The 17,184-nt window shown below is 59.4% G+C and carries 12 protein-coding genes; 9 read left to right on the top strand and 3 right to left on the bottom strand.

All coding sequences use genetic code 11. From position 1 onward, the window contains the following. Positions 1 to 221 precede the first annotated feature (221 nt). Positions 222 to 1,364: a 4-phosphoerythronate dehydrogenase PdxB gene (gene pdxB / locus ASD95_RS12190; protein ID WP_056721986.1), complete on the top strand. Its 1,143-nt coding sequence runs from the start codon at positions 222 to 224 to the stop codon at positions 1,362 to 1,364. 190 nt (positions 1,365 to 1,554) lie between these two features. On the opposite strand, the gene ASD95_RS12195 is transcribed toward pdxB, so the two are convergent. Then, entirely contained in the window at positions 1,555 to 1,734 is a 180-nt protein-coding gene (locus ASD95_RS12195; protein WP_046041374.1) for a PA1571 family protein, read from the bottom strand. 260 nt (positions 1,735 to 1,994) lie between these two features. Between ASD95_RS12195 and ASD95_RS12200 the strand changes: the two genes are divergently transcribed. Both ASD95_RS12200 and ASD95_RS12205 read left to right on the top strand, forming a co-directional pair. Beyond that, positions 1,995 to 3,761 (top strand): ABC transporter transmembrane domain-containing protein, encoded by a 1,767-nt coding sequence (locus tag ASD95_RS12200; protein ID WP_056721988.1) that lies wholly within the window; start codon positions 1,995 to 1,997, stop codon positions 3,759 to 3,761. 68 nt (positions 3,762 to 3,829) lie between these two features. Beyond that, positions 3,830 to 4,873 (top strand): Fic family protein, encoded by a 1,044-nt coding sequence (locus ASD95_RS12205; RefSeq protein ID WP_056722307.1) that lies wholly within the window; start codon positions 3,830 to 3,832, stop codon positions 4,871 to 4,873. Positions 4,874 to 4,927: 54 nt separating this feature from the next. Here the strand turns inward: ASD95_RS12205 and ASD95_RS12210 are convergent, their stop codons facing one another. Next, a complete protein-coding gene (locus ASD95_RS12210; RefSeq protein WP_056721990.1) occupies positions 4,928 to 6,856 on the bottom strand; it encodes a transglycosylase SLT domain-containing protein in 1,929 nt (642 codons plus the stop codon). Positions 6,857 to 7,071: 215 nt separating this feature from the next. Between ASD95_RS12210 and ASD95_RS12215 the strand changes: the two genes are divergently transcribed. Further along, the gene (locus ASD95_RS12215; RefSeq protein WP_056721991.1) at positions 7,072 to 8,991 is read left to right on the top strand and encodes an ATP-binding cassette domain-containing protein; all 1,920 of its coding nucleotides are present in this window, start codon (positions 7,072 to 7,074) and stop codon (positions 8,989 to 8,991) included. Positions 8,992 to 9,116: 125 nt separating this feature from the next. Here ASD95_RS12215 and ASD95_RS12220 read toward each other — a convergent pair whose 3' ends face one another. After that, positions 9,117 to 9,557 (bottom strand): universal stress protein, encoded by a 441-nt coding sequence (locus ASD95_RS12220; protein ID WP_007974054.1) that lies wholly within the window; start codon positions 9,555 to 9,557, stop codon positions 9,117 to 9,119. Between the two features lie 104 nt (positions 9,558 to 9,661). Between ASD95_RS12220 and ASD95_RS12225 the strand changes: the two genes are divergently transcribed. The 5 genes from ASD95_RS12225 to topA all read left to right on the top strand — a co-directional run bounded on the left by ASD95_RS12225 (position 9,662) and on the right by topA (position 17,042). After that, positions 9,662 to 10,099 (top strand): hypothetical protein, encoded by a 438-nt coding sequence (locus ASD95_RS12225; protein WP_056721993.1) that lies wholly within the window; start codon positions 9,662 to 9,664, stop codon positions 10,097 to 10,099. Between the two features lie 513 nt (positions 10,100 to 10,612). Then, positions 10,613 to 12,760, top strand: a complete 2,148-nt coding sequence (gene fadB, locus ASD95_RS12230; protein ID WP_056721995.1) for a fatty acid oxidation complex subunit alpha FadB — start codon at positions 10,613 to 10,615, stop codon at positions 12,758 to 12,760. Positions 12,761 to 12,789: 29 nt separating this feature from the next. Continuing rightward, entirely contained in the window at positions 12,790 to 13,965 is a 1,176-nt protein-coding gene (fadA, locus tag ASD95_RS12235) for an acetyl-CoA C-acyltransferase FadA (protein WP_008023006.1), read from the top strand. Positions 13,966 to 14,063: 98 nt separating this feature from the next. Further along, on the top strand, positions 14,064 to 14,300 hold the full coding sequence (locus tag ASD95_RS12240) for a DUF1653 domain-containing protein (protein ID WP_008050054.1): 237 nt from the start codon (positions 14,064 to 14,066) through the stop codon (positions 14,298 to 14,300). Between the two features lie 114 nt (positions 14,301 to 14,414). Then, positions 14,415 to 17,042 carry a type I DNA topoisomerase gene (gene topA, locus ASD95_RS12245; RefSeq protein WP_046041393.1) on the top strand — a complete coding sequence of 876 codons (2,628 nt, stop codon included), beginning with the start codon at positions 14,415 to 14,417 and terminating at the stop codon, positions 17,040 to 17,042. Positions 17,043 to 17,184: the final 142 nt, after the last annotated feature.

Genomic DNA, 17,184 nt, shown 5'->3' on the forward strand with positions numbered 1-17,184 from the left:
CAGGAAAAGACCCGTGTTACCGATTTGTAATCAAAACCTGTGGGAGCGGGTTTGCTCGCGAAGGGGGAGTGTCAGTCACCATTAATGTTGCCTGGCACACTGCTTTCGCGAGCAAGCCCGCTCCCACAAAGTAACTTGCGCTTCAGACACAAGTGAACAATGCCCGCTGGCCCACCACCCGCATCTACGCCTAAACTGCCGATCCGCCAAAGGAGCCTGCCATGCTGATTGTTGCCGACGAAAATATCCCCCTGCTCGATGCCTTCTTCGAGGGTTTCGGCGAAATCCGCCGGGTACCGGGTCGTGCCATCGACCGCGCCACGGTCGAGCAGGCCGATGTTCTGTTGGTGCGTTCGGTGACCAACGTCAATCGCGCTCTGCTCGAGGGCAGCAAGGTGCGCTTTGTCGGTACGTGCACCATCGGCACCGATCATCTGGACCTGAATTACTTCAAACAGGCCGGCATCACCTGGTCCAGCGCACCGGGCTGCAATGCCCGTGGCGTGGTCGACTATGTGCTCGGCAGCCTGCTGACCCTGGCCGAAATCGAAGGCGTCGACCTGACCCGGCGTACTTACGGGGTGGTTGGTGCTGGCGAAGTGGGTGGGCGGCTGGTCAAGGTCCTGCAAGGCCTGGGCTGGAAAGTGCTGGTGTGCGATCCACCTCGGCAAGCGGCGCAAGGAGGGGATTACGTCAACCTCGAGCAGATCATCGATGAGTGCGACGTCATCAGCCTGCACACGCCATTGACTAAGCAGGGCCAGCAATCGACCTGGCACTTGTTCGATGAACAACGTCTGAATCAGCTCCGGTCCGGCACCTGGCTGATCAACGCCAGTCGCGGGCCGGTGGTCAACAACGCGGCACTGCGCGATGTGCTGCTGGAGCGCGAAGACCTGCAAGCAGTGCTCGATGTCTGGGAAGGCGAGCCTGAGGTCGACGTGGCGCTGGCCGAGCTCTGCGTGCTGGCAACGCCACACATTGCCGGTTACAGCCTCGACGGCAAGCAGCGGGGCACCGCGCAGATTTATCAGGCGTATTGCGATTTCCTCGGGCAACCGGCCCGCGTCAGCCTGGGCGATTTGCTACCGGCACCGTGGCTTTCGCACGTGACCCTCAATGCCCAAAGCGACCCGGCCTGGGCGTTGGCGATGCTGTGCCGTGGCGTGTATGACCCGCGTCGTGACGATGCCGATTTCCGTCGCAGTCTTGTCGGCAGTGTCAGCGAGCAGCGTGCGGCATTCGATGTGTTGCGCAAGCAATACCCGTCGCGCCGCGAGATCGACGGGTTGCAGGTGCGGATCGAGGGGGATGCGCCGCAGTTGCAGCGTATTGTGGCGGCGTTGGGGGCGACACTGGTTTAAAGACCGCATTGGCCTTATCGCGGGCAAGCCCGCTCCCACAGGAGCCGCGTTGGATACAAATGTTGTGTACGACCCGGATCCCCTGTGGGAGCGGGCTTGCTCGCGAAGGGCGCGCCACAGTCCCGGATTGGATAAGCAGGCATAAAAAACCCGGCCAACAATGGGCCGGGTCAAGAAGACGGTGGCTATATCACTTTTGTTCGGCAGGTTTGACCAATCGCTTTTCCAGTTCGCTGCAAGCTTTCTGGATCATTTCTTCAGTGATCGGTACTTCGCGACCCTGCTCGTCAATAATCGAGCAACCCAGAGACTGGTCTGGTTGCGTGCGGATCACTTGAATCTTGTCATCGCTGCTGTGTTGCAAGGACATGGCCTGTCTCCTCATCAGGTTGTTAGCTCACTGTAGAACCGCCAGGTGACCGGGCTATGACAACTCCCTGCGATCTTTCCGGGGGGACAGAACCAGTCCAGCAGAAATGCCTTCGCCTGGCTACCCGAACTTTAGACCAATAGCGTCTAGCCTCTAGTGTTGGTGGACATAATCAACCGGACTCATTGTGATTTGCAGCGAGCCACCCCATTGAGCGGTATAGGCTGACCCTAATGACTGCCTTGTCCAGGATAATTACGATGCTCTCTGCCCGTCACCGCCGTGCCATTCGCCTGGCCAGCCGTTTCATTGCGCCGTATCGCTGGCAGGCCATTGGCGCCTTGCTGGCGTTGATCGCCACCGCCGGCATCACCTTGTCCATGGGGCAGGGCATCCGCCTGCTGGTGGACAAGGGGTTCATGACCCAGTCACCGCACCTGCTCAATCAGTCCATCGGTCTGTTCATGGTACTGGTGGCGGGGTTGGCGATCGGAACCTTTGCACGGTTTTACCTGGTGTCGTGGATCGGCGAGCGCTGCGTCGCCGACATCCGCCGCAACGTGTTCAATCACCTGATTTACCTGCATCCGGGGTTTTACGAAGACAATCGCAGCTCGGAAATCCAGTCCCGCCTGACCGCCGACACCACGCTGCTGCAATCGGTCATCGGCTCTTCGCTGTCGTTGTTCCTGCGCAATCTGTTGATGGTGATCGGCGGGATCATCCTGTTGTTCATCACCAACCCCAAGCTCACCAGCATCGTGGTGGTTGCCTTGCCCCTGGTGATCGCGCCGATCCTGATCTTCGGGCGCCGGGTGCGTAACCTCTCACGCCTGAGCCAGGACCGGATTGCCGATATCGGCAGCTATGTGTCCGAAACCCTGGGCCAGATCAAGACCGTGCAGGCCTACAACCATCAGGCCCAGGACGAGCGCCGGTTTGCCGTGACCGTGGAAGAGGCGTTCAACACCGCACGCAAGCGCATCTTCCAGCGGGCATGGCTGATTACCCTGGTGATCGTGCTGGTATTGGGCGCGGTCGGGGTGATGCTCTGGGTCGGCGGCATGGACGTCATCGCCGGGCGGATTTCCGCCGGCGAGCTGGCGGCGTTCGTGTTCTACAGCCTGATCGTCGGCAGCGCGTTCGGTACCTTGAGCGAAGTGATTGGCGAGTTGCAGCGGGCAGCCGGCGCGGCCGAGCGGATTGCCGAGTTGCTGCGCTCAGAAAACATCATCCTGGCGCCAGTGGCGGGCGCGGTGAAACTGCCCGAGCGTGTCGAAGGCCAGTTGCAACTGCACAATGTGCGTTTTTCCTACCCGTCGCGGCCGCAAAGCTATGCTGTCGACGGCTTGAGCCTGACCGTCAATGCTGGTGAGACGCTGGCGCTGGTCGGGCCATCAGGGGCCGGTAAATCCACGGTGTATGACTTGCTGCTGCGATTTTACGACCCGGCCGAAGGGCGCATCCTGCTCGATGGCGTGCCATTGACTCAACTCGACCCGCTGGACCTGCGCCGCTGTTTCGCCCTGGTGTCGCAAACCCCGGCGCTGTTTTTCGGCAGCATTGAAGAAAACATTCGCTACGGCAATCCACAGGCGACCTTGGCCGAGGTGCAGGAGGCGGCAAAAATCGCTTACGCCCATGACTTTATCGAAGCCATGCCCAACGGTTACCAGACTCATCTGGGGGACGGCGGTCTCGGCTTGTCCGGTGGCCAGCGCCAACGCCTGGCCATCGCCCGCGCGTTGCTGGTGGACGCGCCGATCCTGCTCCTGGACGAAGCCACCAGCGCCCTCGATGCCCAGAGCGAACACCTGATCCAGCAGGCGCTGCCAAGCCTGATGAAAAACCGCACCACCCTGGTGATAGCCCATCGCCTGGCCACGGTGAAAAACGCCGATCGCATCGCAGTGATGGATCAGGGGAAGCTGGTAGCGGTGGGCACGCATCAGGAGCTTATCGCCAGTAATGCGTTGTATGCGCGGTTGGCGGCGTTGCAGTTTAGTGATGGACATGAAGCGGCATGAATGACTACTGATGAATGACGCCCGGTTCGGGCATTATGTCGTCCTCTGTTATGAGCCCGGATGAGGATATGAGCCGTTATCAACCACCGCTGACCTTGACGACGAAAATGTTGTCGCTGATCGCCGATATCAGCGAACAGATCGGTCAGCTTACGGCTATGGACGAACGCCTGCAGACACCTCAGTTACGTCGTGGCAATCGGATTCGAACGATTCAGGCTTCTTTGGCCATCGAAAACAATTCGCTGAGCATCGAGCAGGTGACTGCCGTTCTGGCAGGGCAGCGTGTGCTGGGGTTGCCTCGGGAAATCCAGGAAGTACGAAATGCGTTTGCTGCTTACGAAGCCATGCCTGATTGGCAGCCAAGTAGCCGGACCGATTTACTGCGTGCCCATGAATTACTGATGGGCGGATTGATTGATGAATACGGGCAGTTTCGTCGAACCGGCGTGGGTATCTATCGTGGCGATAAGTTGATCCATATGGCGCCGCCGCCGAGTCGCGTTGTGCACTTGATTGATGACTTGTTGGCGTGGCTTGGTGCCTCGGACTGGCATCCGCTGATTACCAGCTGCGTCTTTCATTATGAATTTGAGTTCATCCATCCCTTCGCTGACGGTAACGGACGTATGGGACGCCTTTGGCAAACCCTGATACTCAGTCAGTGGCGCCCGGTATTATCTTATTTGCCGGTTGAGGCCGTGATTCGGGATCAGCAGGAGGCGTACTACGCGGCATTGTCGGCGGCCGATCTTTTGGCCGAATCAACGCCTTTCGTAGAGTTCATGTTGCGAGCCATGAGCCTTGCACTATCGGAGGCGGTACAGGGTGAGCCAGAAATCGACCCAGTAACCGACCCAGTAAGCGACCCAGTAGAGAAGTTGCTTTCTGCGCTGCATCTTAACGGTCCGCGAAAGATCAGCGAATTGATGGCTGACATCGGATTGGTGCACAAGGCGACCTTTCGGACTAACTATCTCAGGCCTGCATTAGCGGTCGAATGGATAGAGATGACCCATCCTGAGTCGCCAAGTAGTCCAGCACAAAAGTATCGCCTGACCCAGCTTGGAAAACAGGTCTTCGCACGGCTCAAGTCGGCAAAGAAATTCTGAGCAACAAAAAAGCCCGCATCTGTGATGCGGGCTTTTTTTGCGGGTCGATTTGAATCATTGATCGTCGAAATACCGCTCATGCCAGTCCACGATCGGCTGTGGTGAATTGAGCTTCTCGCCATAGATCACCGAATACGACAGCACGTTTTGCACATACTGGCGGGTTTCGTCGAACGGAATGCTTTCCACCCACACGTCGAAACTCAAGTGATCGGCGCCGCGCAGCCATTGGCGCACTCGGCCGGGGCCGGCGTTGTAGGCGGCGGAGGCGAGGACGCGGTTGCCGTTGAACTGGCTGTGCACCTGGCTCAGATACGCGGCGCCGAGCTGGATGTTCTTGTCCGGATCCAGCAGTTGCTGTGGCGAGCTGTAGGGAATGCTGAACTTGCGCGCGGTTTCCTTGGCGGTGGCGGGCATCAGTTGCATCAGGCCCGAGGCGCCGACCCCGGAGCGGGCGTCGTCCATGAACGCACTTTCCTGGCGGGTGATGGCGAACGCCCAGCTCGGATGCAGGCCGCGGTTCTTCGCTTCACGCACCAGCGTATTGCGGTGGGCCATCGGGAAACGGATATCCAGGTCATCCCAATACTGGGCCTGACTGATGGTGCGGATCGCCGGGAAATACCATTTCAGGTCGTAGGCCAGTTTGGCCTGGGCGACCATTTCGTCGCGGCTGAAGTGGCGGCTGACGTGGTACCACTCGCGGCGACCGTCGACAATTTGCCCGCGAGCGTGCAGTTCAAGGGCGCGACGCACGCCGGGAGTGTTGCGCACCTTGTTGATGGTGGCCTGGCTGAGTACCAGCGGTTTGTTGAGCAGCGAGTAGGGCGACTGTGAGCGATCGGCGGCGAGGAAGCCATAGAAGTCGCGTTCGCGGGCCAGGTTTTTATAGAGTGTCTGCGCTTCCGGATTCTGCGGTTGCGCCAGTTCCAGGCTGCGGGCCTGCCAGTAACGCCAGCGGTTGGTGGTGGCCAGGTCCTGGGGCAGGCGGCGGGTCAACTGGTAGGCATCGTCCCAGCGCGCCAGGCGCAGGAGCAGGCGCAGGCGCCATTCGGAAACCGTGTTGTCGCGCAGTTCCGGATCGTATTTGGTCATGACGTCCAGGGCACGACCGTCGAAACGTTTGGCGAGGCTCAGCCCGATTTCCCGGGCGATCGCGACTTTTTCATCCCGGGAGAAATGCATGCTGCTGGCGTAACCGTCGAGCAGGTTCATGGCCCTGTCCGGATCCTGGCGAGCCAGGCGGCGCAGGCCGAGGCTGACCACGTCGGACATGGCTTCATCGGCCGGGGCGAAGCGTGACGGCTGGTTGAGCAGTTCCGGTTTCTGCGCCACGTCCACCAGCAAGCGACCGCGAGGTGCGAGGGTGGTCATGCCATTGACCAGGCTGTTGGCCAGCGGATAGTTGCGCGCCTGGGCGGCGAGTTTCGCGCGTTCCCAGCGTTTTTGCTCGGTCAACTGGCCATCGGCGGCCCACATGCCGAACAGGGCATCGCAGGCTTCGGGCTGGGATTTGCCGGTCAGCCAGAGCTTTTCAGTGTTGGCATAACCTTCGGCCTTGAGGTTGTGGCTGATCTGGTACTGCGCATTCAGGCAGTCCAGTTCGGTGAAGTTCATTTTCGGGTCGTAATACTTGACGAAGGTCGCCCAGTCTCCCCGGTCCGCCAGCCAGCGCAACCAGCGCAGCTTCATCCAGTTGGCCTGGGGCAGGTCGCCGTGTTCGGCGAGGAATTTCTCGATTTCGGCGTTGCTCGCGGTTTTCAGGCGCGCGGTCAGCTCGTCGTACGCCAGGTAGGGTTCCAGCGGATAATCGGCGAGGGCCTGGCTGTAACGGAAATACGGGCCGCTATCGCCCTTGGCCAGGGCGCGCTTGGCTTCATCGTAATACTGGCGTTGGGTGGACAGGTCCACCGCCTGGGCGGATTGAACGGCAGCGGCAGACAGTAAAAAAGCAGATAAAAGATTGAAAAGGCGACTGCGCATGAGACGTCCGGGCAGAGAAAAATCATGACAAGCGCGGGCCAGGCCCGCGCTGAATTGTCTGTAGCTTAGCCTTTTGCCAGCAGCCGGTGAAAGCTTTGCGGGTCTTACCGCATCAGTTCGCAACATTTGTCCTTCAGAGTGCTGCGAGAGTGAAATTGCCGGCCTTCTGAAGCCTCAAGTCAGGTAGAATGCGCGCCCGGTTTTTGGAGAAGCTCATGACCCTGCTCAAATTCAGCGATGTGTCCCTTGCTTTCGGCGCTATGCCGTTGTTGGACAAGGTGTCCTGGCAGATCGCCCGTGGTGAGCGGGTGTGCATCATCGGCCGCAACGGCACTGGCAAGTCCAGCATGATGAAGCTCGTCAAGGGCGACCAGAAGCCCGATGACGGCTCCGTTTGGCGCGCACCCGGGCTCAAGATCGGCGAATTGCCGCAAGAATTGCCGGTGGCCGACGAGCGGACAGTGTTCGACGTAGTGGCCGAAGGCCTGGATGGTGTTGGCGCCTTGCTCGCCGAATATCACCACCTGAGCCAGAATATCGTCACCGACGCCGATCTGGACAAACTGATGCACGTCCAGCACGACCTCGAAGCCCGCGATGGCTGGCGTTTGCAGACCCTCGTCGACAGCACCTTGAGCCGCCTGCAACTGCCGGCCGACAAGACCCTCGCCGAGTTATCCGGCGGCTGGCGTCGTCGCGTCCTGCTGGCCCAGGCCCTGGTGTCCGAGCCGGACCTGCTGCTGCTCGACGAACCGACCAACCACCTGGACATCGGTGCCATCGCCTGGCTTGAAGAAGCGCTGAAGGATTTCCAGGGCGCCGTGCTGTTCATCACGCACGACCGTTCTTTCCTGCAGAACCTGGCAACCCGCATCCTGGAACTGGATCGCGGTGGCCTGATCGACTGGAACGGCGACTACGCCAGCTTCCTGGTGCACAAGGAAGCTGAACTCGCTGCCGAAGCCACTGCCAACGCGCTGTTCGACAAGCGCCTGGCCCAGGAAGAAGTGTGGATTCGCCAGGGCATCAAGGCCCGTCGCACCCGTAACGAAGGTCGTGTCCGTGCACTGAAAGCCTTGCGCGTCGAGCGTAGCGAGCGTCGTGAGCGTACCGGCAAGGCCAACATTCAGCTCGATACCGCCGACAAGTCCGGCAAGCAGGTCATGGTGCTCGAGAATGTGAGCTTCGCTCACCCGGGCGGGCCGTTCCTGATCAAGGACTTCTCCATGGTGCTGCAGCGTGGCGACCGTATCGGCCTGCTTGGCGCCAACGGTACCGGCAAGACCACGTTGCTGAAGTTGATGCTCAGCGGTCTGCAACCGACCAGCGGCAAAGTGGAAGAGGGCACCCGGATCGATGTCGCCTACTTCGACCAGTTGCGCCATCAGCTGGACCTGGAAAAGACCGTGATCGACAACGTGGCCGAAGGTCGCGACTTCATCGATATCGATGGCCAGAGCCGCCACGTGCTGAGCTACCTCGGCGACTTCCTGTTCAGCCCGCAGCGTGCCCGCACGCCGGTCAAGGCGCTGTCCGGTGGTGAGCGTGCCCGTCTGTTGCTGGCCAAGCTGTTCAGCAAGCCGGCGAACCTGCTGGTACTCGACGAACCGACCAACGACCTCGACGTCGAAACCCTCGAATTGCTCGAAGAGGTCTTGCTGACCTTCAACGGCACCGTACTGATGGTCAGCCACGACCGGGCATTCCTCGACAACGTGGTTACCAGCACTCTGGTCTTCGAAGGTGAAGGCAAGGTTCGCGAGTACGTCGGTGGCTATCAGGACTGGCTGCGTCAGGGCGGCTCGCCGCGCCTGTTGGGCGTGACCGAGAGCAAGTCCGGCAAGGCCGACCTGAACTCCGCGGTGGTGAAGGCCGAGCCTGCGCCGGTTGCGGCAGCGGTCGAAGCGCCAGTGGCAAAGAAAAAGCTCAGCTACAAGTTGCAGCGCGAGCTGGAAGCGTTGCCGGGGCAGATCGAAGCCATGGAGCAGCAGATTGCCGCCGTTGAAGCGCAGATGGCGGATGCCGGTTTCTACCAGCGTCCTGCGGCCGAAACGGCAGCGGTGATTGCTCAGTTGGAGCAATTGCAGGCTGAGCTCGACATCATGGTCGAGCGTTGGGCCGAGCTGGATGCCTGATTGATCCTGCAATAAAAAAGCCCGGCGCTCAGTGATGAACGCCGGGCTTTTCATATGCAATGCGATCTGCGGGCTGCCGTAGATCCAATGTGGGAGCAAGCCCGCTCCCACAATGATTTGTGTTGTCAGCTTTTGGTTTGCAGGCGTACAGCAAGCACATCGCAAGGCGCGCCGTGCAGCACGTCATTGGCGGTGGAGCCCAGCAGCAGTGCCAGGCCGTGCCGGCCATGGCTGCCCACCACGATCAGGTCGCAGGTTTGCTCCTTGGCCAGGTGGTGGATCTCCTGGCGTGGCTGGCCGTAGGTCAGGTGGCTGTATTCCCTGGAGAGCTCCGGATATTTCAGGATCAGGCGGTCAAGACGCTCCTTGGCCTGATCGAACTGCTGTTGTTGCAGTTGTGACAGGTCCATCGGCACGTCGCCGCCGAAGGCCATCGCCATCGGCTCGACAATGTGCACCAGCGACAATTTCGCACCGTTGCTCACCGACAGTTCGCGAGCGCGGTGAATCACAGGGTCGCACTCTTCGGTCAGATCTACAGCGACCAGAATATGGTTGTAGGGCATGAGGTGCTCCTCCTGAGGGATGCAATATTGGTAAGTATGGCTGGTTTCAAGCGCATTGGTTCCAAAGTGACACAATGGGCTCATTCAAATTCGGGAGTACAGATATGACGGTCTGGATAGTGGTGTCAATCCTGTTGGTGGTGCTGAGCCCACTGGCATGGTTGCGGCCGTCGCGAGTTCAGAGCGGGCGCATAGCCTTGCGGATGGAGGCCCGGCGCATCGGACTGGCCATGCAATTGGCACCTCAGGAGTGGCCACACTGGCTCAGCCAGGAGCCGCCGAGCCCTTGCGCCCAGTACCATCGTCCGCGGCGCGGCCGTCAGCCGGCGTGCTGGAGTTACTGGCAAAAATCACCGGGTGTCTGGGTCAATCAGTGGCAGGAAATCTGTGAAGATCGTTCGTTGCTCGATCATTTCGAAAAATTGCCAGGCAATGTCTTCAAGGTCGAGGCCGACAAGCAAATAATCGCCTTGTATTGGGGCGAGAAGGGCGAGGCCGAGGTTTTGCAACGGATCGATGCCACCCTCAAGGCGCTGGCCTGACACCGCAGCCAGTAAAAATCATCAGGCAATAAAAAGCCCGACAAAATCATCGGGCGGGTTGGCCAGGCAGGCCGGTAATCGGTGTTGGCTGATCTTACGCTGGGCATTCGCCAAAAGCGTTCACAATTTTCCTCCAGGTTTCGCCAGCGTAGCTTGTTAAACACGGGCTGCAGCGAATTAGGGCGAATTTTCTAACAATTGATTCTATGAATGACCTTGCATGTTTCGGCGTGTTTAAGGTCTTCGCAGTACGGATATGACCGGAAAGTCGCGTTTCAACCCGTGTTTTGGGCGATTGACAATTGTCGGAAATTCCGTGAAGGTGACGTACCCAAATCAAACGGGCGTATGAATTGAGCGTTTGTATTTCAGACCGCTCCTACAGAATCCCGACTATCGCGTTGGCGGGTGTGCCGGGGGAATGGGCGTAGCATTGACGATCAACGTCCCTGCCAAGCCGTTCGCCTGCGTCCGACGTGTACTGTTCAGCTTCCATATCGTGGAGATCAGTTGATGATTTACGAAGGTAAAGCCATCACGGTTAAGGCTCTTGAAAGTGGCATCGTCGAACTGAAGTTCGACCTCAAGGGTGAGTCCGTCAACAAGTTCAACCGTCTAACCCTGAACGAACTGCGTCAGGCCGTAGACACCATCAAGGCAGATGCTTCGATCAAGGGCGTGATCGTCAGCAGTGGCAAGGACGTGTTCATCGTCGGCGCCGACATCACCGAATTTGTCGACAACTTCAAGCTGCCGGATGCAGAACTTGTTGCTGGCAACCTCGAAGCCAACAAGATTTTCAGCGATTTCGAAGACCTCAACGTCCCGACTGTTGTTGCCATCAACGGCATCGCGTTGGGTGGCGGTCTGGAAATGTGCCTGGCGGCGGACTACCGCGTCATGTCCACCAAGGCCAAGATCGGTCTGCCGGAAGTCAAGCTGGGCATCTACCCAGGCTTCGGCGGTACTGTGCGCCTGCCGCGCCTGATCGGTGCCGACAACGCCATCGAGTGGATTGCCGCCGGCAAGGAAAACCGTCCTGAGGACGCGCTGAAAGTCGGCGCCGTCGACGCAGTGGTAGCTCCTGAGCAGCTGCAGAACGCCGCGCTGGAACTGATCAAGCGCGCCATCTCCGGCGAGTTCGACTACAAGGCCAAGCGCCAGCCGAAGCTGGAAAAACTCAAGCTGAACGCCATCGAACAAATGATGGCTTTCGAAACCGCCAAGGGTTTCGTGGCCGGTCAGGCTGGCCCGAACTACCCGGCGCCGGTTGAAGCGATCAAGACCATCCAGAAAGCCGCGAACTTCGGTCGCGACAAGGCGCTGGAAATCGAGGCTGCCGGTTTCGTCAAGCTGGCCAAGACCTCTGCCGCGCAGAGCTTGATCGGCTTGTTCCTGAACGATCAGGAACTGAAGAAAAAGGCCAAGGCCTACGACGAAATCGCCAAGGACGTGAAGCAGGCCGCCGTACTGGGCGCCGGCATCATGGGCGGCGGTATCGCCTATCAGTCGGCTTCCAAAGGCACGCCGATCCTGATGAAGGACATCAACGAGCACGGTATCGAGCAGGGTCTGGCCGAAGCCGCCAAACTGCTGGTTGGCCGCGTTGATAAAGGTCGCATGACCGCCGCGAAAATGGCTGAAGTGCTCAACGGCATTCGTCCTACCCTGTCCTACGGTGATTTCGGTCACGTGGACCTGGTGGTGGAAGCGGTCGTCGAGAACCCCAAGGTCAAGCAAGCGGTACTGGCTGAAGTCGAAGACAAGGTCAAGGAGGACACCATTCTGGCGTCCAACACCTCGACCATTTCCATCACCTTGCTGGCCAAGGCCCTCAAGCGTCCGGAAAACTTCGTCGGCATGCACTTCTTCAACCCGGTGCACATGATGCCGCTGGTGGAAGTGATCCGTGGCGAGAAGTCCAGCGAGTTGGCGGTTGCCACCACCGTTGCCTACGCCAAGAAAATGGGCAAGAACCCGATCGTCGTCAACGACTGCCCGGGCTTCCTGGTCAACCGTGTCCTGTTCCCGTACTTCGGCGGTTTCGCCAAGCTGGTCAGCGCCGGTGTGGACTTCGTCCGTATCGACAAGGTCATGGAAAAATTCGGCTGGCCTATGGGCCCGGCCTACCTGATGGACGTGGTCGGCATCGACACCGGTCACCACGGTCGTGACGTGATGGCTGAAGGCTTCCCGGACCGCATGAAGGACGACCGTCGCTCGGCCGTCGACGTGCTCTACGAAGCCAAGCGCCTGGGCCAGAAGAACGGCAAGGGCTTCTACGCCTACGAGACCGACAAGAAAGGCAAGCAGAAGAAAGTCGCCGATCCCTCGGTACTGGAAGTGCTCAAGCCGATCGTTTACGAACAGCGCGAAGTCACCGACGAAGACATCATCAACTGGATGATGATCCCGCTGTGCCTGGAAACCGTGCGTTGCCTGGAAGACGGCATCGTCGAAACCGCTGCCGAAGCCGACATGGGTCTGGTCTACGGTATCGGTTTCCCTCCATTCCGTGGCGGTGCGCTGCGCTACATCGACTCGATCGGTGTGGCAGAGTTCGTTGCCCTGGCTGACCAGTACGCTGACTTGGGCGCGCTGTACCACCCGACCGCGAAGCTGCGCGAAATGGCCAAGAACGGCCAGAGCTTCTTCGGTTAAGCGCCCCCAACTAGAGTGAGAGTGAACTTATGAGCTTGAATCCTAGAGACGTCGTGATTGTCGACTTCGGTCGTACTCCGATGGGCCGCTCCAAGGGCGGCATGCACCGCAACACCCGCGCCGAAGACATGTCGGCGCACCTGATCAGCAAACTGCTGGAACGTAACGTCAAGGTCGACCCGAACGAAGTGGAAGACGTGATCTGGGGCTGTGTGAACCAGACCCTGGAGCAGGGCTGGAACATCGCGCGCATGGCGTCGCTGATGACCCAGATCCCGCACACCTCGGCCGGCCAGACCGTCAGCCGCCTGTGTGGCTCGTCCATGAGCGCACTGCACACTGCCGCGCAAGCGATCATGACCGGCAACGGTGACGTTTTCGTGGTGGGCGGCGTCGAGCATATGGGTCACGTGAGCATGATGCACGGTGTCGATCCGAACCCGCACATGTCGCTGTACGCGGCGAAAGCCTCGGGCATGATGGGCCTGACCGCGGAAATGCTGGGCAAGATGCACGGCATCACTCGCGAGCAGCAGGATGCTTTCGGCGTGCGCTCCCACCAACTCGCCCACAAGGCGACCGTGGAAGGCAAGTTCAAGGACGAAATCATCCCGATGCAGGGCTACGACGAGAACGGTTTCCTGAAAACCTTCGACTACGACGAAACCATTCGTCCGGAAACCACCCTGGAAAGCCTGGCGGCTCTGAAGCCGGCGTTCAATCCGAAGGGCGGCACCGTGACAGCCGGTACCTCGTCGCAGATCACCGATGGTGCCTCGTGCATGATCGTGATGTCGGCGCAGCGCGCACAGGACCTGGGCATCCAGCCTCTGGCGGTGATTCGTTCGATGGCGGTGGCAGGTGTGGATCCGGCAATCATGGGCTATGGTCCAGTACCGGCCACACAAAAAGCATTGAAGCGCGCGGGTCTGGGTATCTCCGACATCGACTTCTTCGAGCTCAACGAAGCTTTCGCCGCACAGGCCTTGCCAGTGCTGAAAGATCTGAAAGTGCTCGACAAGATGAACGAGAAGGTTAACCTGCACGGCGGCGCGATCGCCCTGGGCCACCCGTTCGGTTGCTCCGGTGCGCGTATCTCCGGCACTTTGCTCAATGTGATGAAGCAGAATGGCGGTACCTTCGGGGTAGCCACCATGTGCATTGGTCTCGGCCAAGGCATCTCCACCGTCTTCGAACGCGTTTAAGCGTCTCGTTGATGGAAGCCGGGGCCAAGTGCCCCGGTTTTTGTTTTTCCGGATTTATTTTTGTTTTTATTTTGAAAAAATTCAGTGAGGGCCAAAGCATGCCGATACAACCTGGGCTCTACCAACATTACAAAGGTCCGCAGTACCGCGTATTCAGTGTTGCGCGGCATTCGGAAACCGAAGAAGAAGTGGTCTTCTATCAAGCCCTGTATGGCGATTACGGCTTTTGGGTGCGTCCCTTGAGCATGTTCCTGGAGTCCGTCGAAGTTGACGGCGAACAGGTGCCACGCTTTGCTTTGGTGCAGGCCGAAGAAAGCCTTTTCAACAAGCCATAAGCTGGGTGCGCGCAAAACCCTGCGCTTGACCTCACCTTGTTGCCACTATATATAGCGGTGCCGCGTCAGGCGCCAACCGCCTTTCACTTCTCGAATTCAGGAATTTTCTGATCCATGGGCAAATCGCTGGTCATTGTGGAATCCCCGGCTAAGGCCAAGACCATCAACAAGTATTTGGGCAACGAATACGTGGTGAAGTCGAGTATCGGCCATATCCGAGACCTGCCCACCAGCGGTTCGGCTAGCGCCAGCAAAGAGCCAGCCGCCAAGCGCGGCAAGGCTGCCGCGGGTGAAGTGCCGGCACTGTCGCCGAAAGAAAAAGCGCGCAAGCAGCTGGTCGCTCGCATGGGGGTCGATCCGGACCATGGCTGGAAAGCCAAGTACGAGATCCTCCCGGGCAAGGAAAAGGTCATCGAAGAGCTGCGCCGGCTCGCCAAGGATGCTGACACCATCTATCTCGCAACCGACTTGGACCGCGAGGGGGAAGCCATTGCCTGGCACCTGCGCGAAGCCATCGGTGGTGACGACACCCGCTACAAGCGCGTGGTGTTCAACGAAATTACCAAGAAGGCGATCCAGGAAGCCTTCTCGAAGCCAGGCGAACTGGATATCGACCGCGTTAACGCCCAGCAGGCGCGTCGTTTCCTCGACCGCGTCGTGGGCTACATGGTTTCGCCGCTGCTGTGGGCCAAGATCGCTCGCGGTCTGTCTGCCGGTCGCGTGCAATCGGTTGCCGTGAAGCTGGTGGTCGAGCGCGAACGTGAAATCCGTGCGTTCATCCCGGAAGAGTACTGGGAAGTCCACGCCGACCTCGGCACCGCCAAAGGCGCGACCGTGCGTTTCGACGTGGCTCGCGAAAAGGGCGAAGCCTTCAAGCCGCTCAACGAAACCCAGGCCATGGCTGCACTGGAGAAGCTCAAGGCTTCCAGCTACAGCATCGTCAAGCGCGAAGACAAACCGACCAGCAGCAAGCCGTCGGCGCCGTTCATCACCTCCACCCTGCAACAGGCCGCGAGTAACCGCCTGGGCTTCGGTGTGAAGAAAACCATGATGATGGCCCAACGTTTGTACGAAGCCGGCTACATCACTTATATGCGTACCGACTCCACCAACCTTTCGGTTGATGCCGTGGCAATGGCGCGTACTTATATTGAAGGCGAGTTCGGCAAGAAGTACCTGCCGGAAACCCCGAACGTCTACAGCAGCAAGGAAGGCGCACAAGAGGCTCACGAAGCGATTCGTCCGTCCGACGCCAATACCGAGCCAAGCAAGCTGTCGGGCATGGAGCGTGACGCTGAGCGCCTCTACGAGCTGATCTGGCGCCAGTTCCTCGCTTGCCAGATGCTGCCGGCGCAATACCTGTCGACCACGGTCACTGTGGGTGCCGGCGACTTCGAGCTGCGCGCCAAGGGCCGCATCCTGAAGTTCGACGGTTACACCCGCGTCATGCCGCAAATCGCCAAGCCAGGCGATGACGACGTACTGCCGGACATGGCCCAGGGCGACGCGATGAAGCTGATCAAGCTTGATCCGACCCAGCACTTCACCAAGCCGCCGGCGCGTTACTCGGAAGCCAGCCTGGTAAAAGAAATGGAAAAACGCGGCATCGGTCGTCCTTCGACCTACGCGGCGATCATTTCGACCATCCAGGACCGCGGCTACGTGGCGCTGCACAACCGTCGTTTCTACTCGGAAAAGATGGGTGACATCGTCACCGAGCGTCTGGCGGAGAGCTTCTCCAACCTGATGGACTACGGTTTCACCGCCGGCATGGAAGAGCATCTCGATGACGTGGCCCAGGGCGAACGCGACTGGAAAAACGTGCTCGACGAGTTCTACGGCGACTTCAAGAAGAAACTCGAAGTAGCCGAAAGCCCGGAACACGGCATGCGCGCCAACCAGCCCGTCATGACTGACATTCCGTGCACCACCTGCGGCCGGCCGATGCAGATCCGTACCGCGTCGACCGGTGTGTTCCTCGGTTGCTCGGGCTACAGCCTGCCGCCGAAAGAGCGCTGCAAGGCCACCGTCAACCTGGTGCCGGGCGACGAAATCGCCGCGGACGACGAGGGTGAGTCGGAGTCGCTGGTGTTGCGTGGCAAGCATCGCTGCCCGATCTGCAGCACGGCGATGGATGCCTACCTGCTCGATGAAAAGCGCAAGCTGCACATCTGCGGTAACAACCCGGATTGCGATGGCTACGAAATCGAAGAGGGCACTTATCGCATCAAGGGCTATGAAGGTCCGAGCCTGGAGTGCGACAAGTGCGGTAGCGAGATGCAGCTCAAGACCGGCCGTTTCGGCAAGTTCTTCGGTTGCACCAATGCTACTTGCAAGAACACCCGCAAGCTGCTGAAGAGCGGTGATGCGGCGCCGCCGAAGATGGATCCGGTGAAGATGCCTGAGCTGAAATGCGAAAAGGTCAACGACACCTACATCCTGCGCGACGGTGCATCCGGTCTGTTCCTGGCCGCCAGCCAGTTCCCGAAAAACCGCGAGACCCGTGCTCCGCTGGTGATGGAAATCATCCCGCACAAGGACGAGATCGATCCGAAGTATCACTTCCTCTGCGAAGCACCGAAGAAAGATCCGGATGGCCTCCCGACTGTGATTCGTTACAGTCGCAAGACCAAGGAGCAGTACGTGCAGACCGAAGTCGACGGTAAGCCGACTGGCTGGAAAGCGTTCTACGACGGCGGCAAGTGGACGGTCGAAGACAAGCGTCCGGCTGCGAAGGCGTAAAGCGTCGCGGCACTGAAAAGGCCGCATGAGAACCCTCGGGTTTTCATGCGGCCTTTTTTGGTGCTCCTGCAAAGAAGGGGGGGCTTGCGGTTGGATCGGCTGATCCTCGACACTGTCCAACCTGCATGAAGCAATTATTTCG

It is taken from the genome of Pseudomonas sp. Root71 (genome assembly GCF_001429045.1).
Lineage (GTDB): Bacteria > Pseudomonadota > Gammaproteobacteria > Pseudomonadales > Pseudomonadaceae > Aquipseudomonas > Aquipseudomonas monachiensis.

What these genes read in the sequence shown, in the direction of transcription:
- pdxB (WP_056721986.1), top strand. Translation starts at nt 222, where the DNA reads ATGCTGATTGTTGCCGACGAAAATATCCCCCTGCTCGATGCCTTCTTC.
- ASD95_RS12195 (WP_046041374.1), bottom strand. Translation starts at nt 1,734, where the DNA reads ATGTCCTTGCAACACAGCAGCGATGACAAGATTCAAGTGATCCGCACG.
- ASD95_RS12200 (WP_056721988.1), top strand. Translation starts at nt 1,995, where the DNA reads ATGCTCTCTGCCCGTCACCGCCGTGCCATTCGCCTGGCCAGCCGTTTC.
- ASD95_RS12205 (WP_056722307.1), top strand. Translation starts at nt 3,830, where the DNA reads ATGAGCCGTTATCAACCACCGCTGACCTTGACGACGAAAATGTTGTCG.
- ASD95_RS12210 (WP_056721990.1), bottom strand. Translation starts at nt 6,856, where the DNA reads ATGCGCAGTCGCCTTTTCAATCTTTTATCTGCTTTTTTACTGTCTGCC.
- ASD95_RS12215 (WP_056721991.1), top strand. Translation starts at nt 7,072, where the DNA reads ATGACCCTGCTCAAATTCAGCGATGTGTCCCTTGCTTTCGGCGCTATG.
- ASD95_RS12220 (WP_007974054.1), bottom strand. Translation starts at nt 9,557, where the DNA reads ATGCCCTACAACCATATTCTGGTCGCTGTAGATCTGACCGAAGAGTGC.
- ASD95_RS12225 (WP_056721993.1), top strand. Translation starts at nt 9,662, where the DNA reads ATGACGGTCTGGATAGTGGTGTCAATCCTGTTGGTGGTGCTGAGCCCA.
- fadB (WP_056721995.1), top strand. Translation starts at nt 10,613, where the DNA reads ATGATTTACGAAGGTAAAGCCATCACGGTTAAGGCTCTTGAAAGTGGC.
- fadA (WP_008023006.1), top strand. Translation starts at nt 12,790, where the DNA reads ATGAGCTTGAATCCTAGAGACGTCGTGATTGTCGACTTCGGTCGTACT.
- ASD95_RS12240 (WP_008050054.1), top strand. Translation starts at nt 14,064, where the DNA reads ATGCCGATACAACCTGGGCTCTACCAACATTACAAAGGTCCGCAGTAC.
- topA (WP_046041393.1), top strand. Translation starts at nt 14,415, where the DNA reads ATGGGCAAATCGCTGGTCATTGTGGAATCCCCGGCTAAGGCCAAGACC.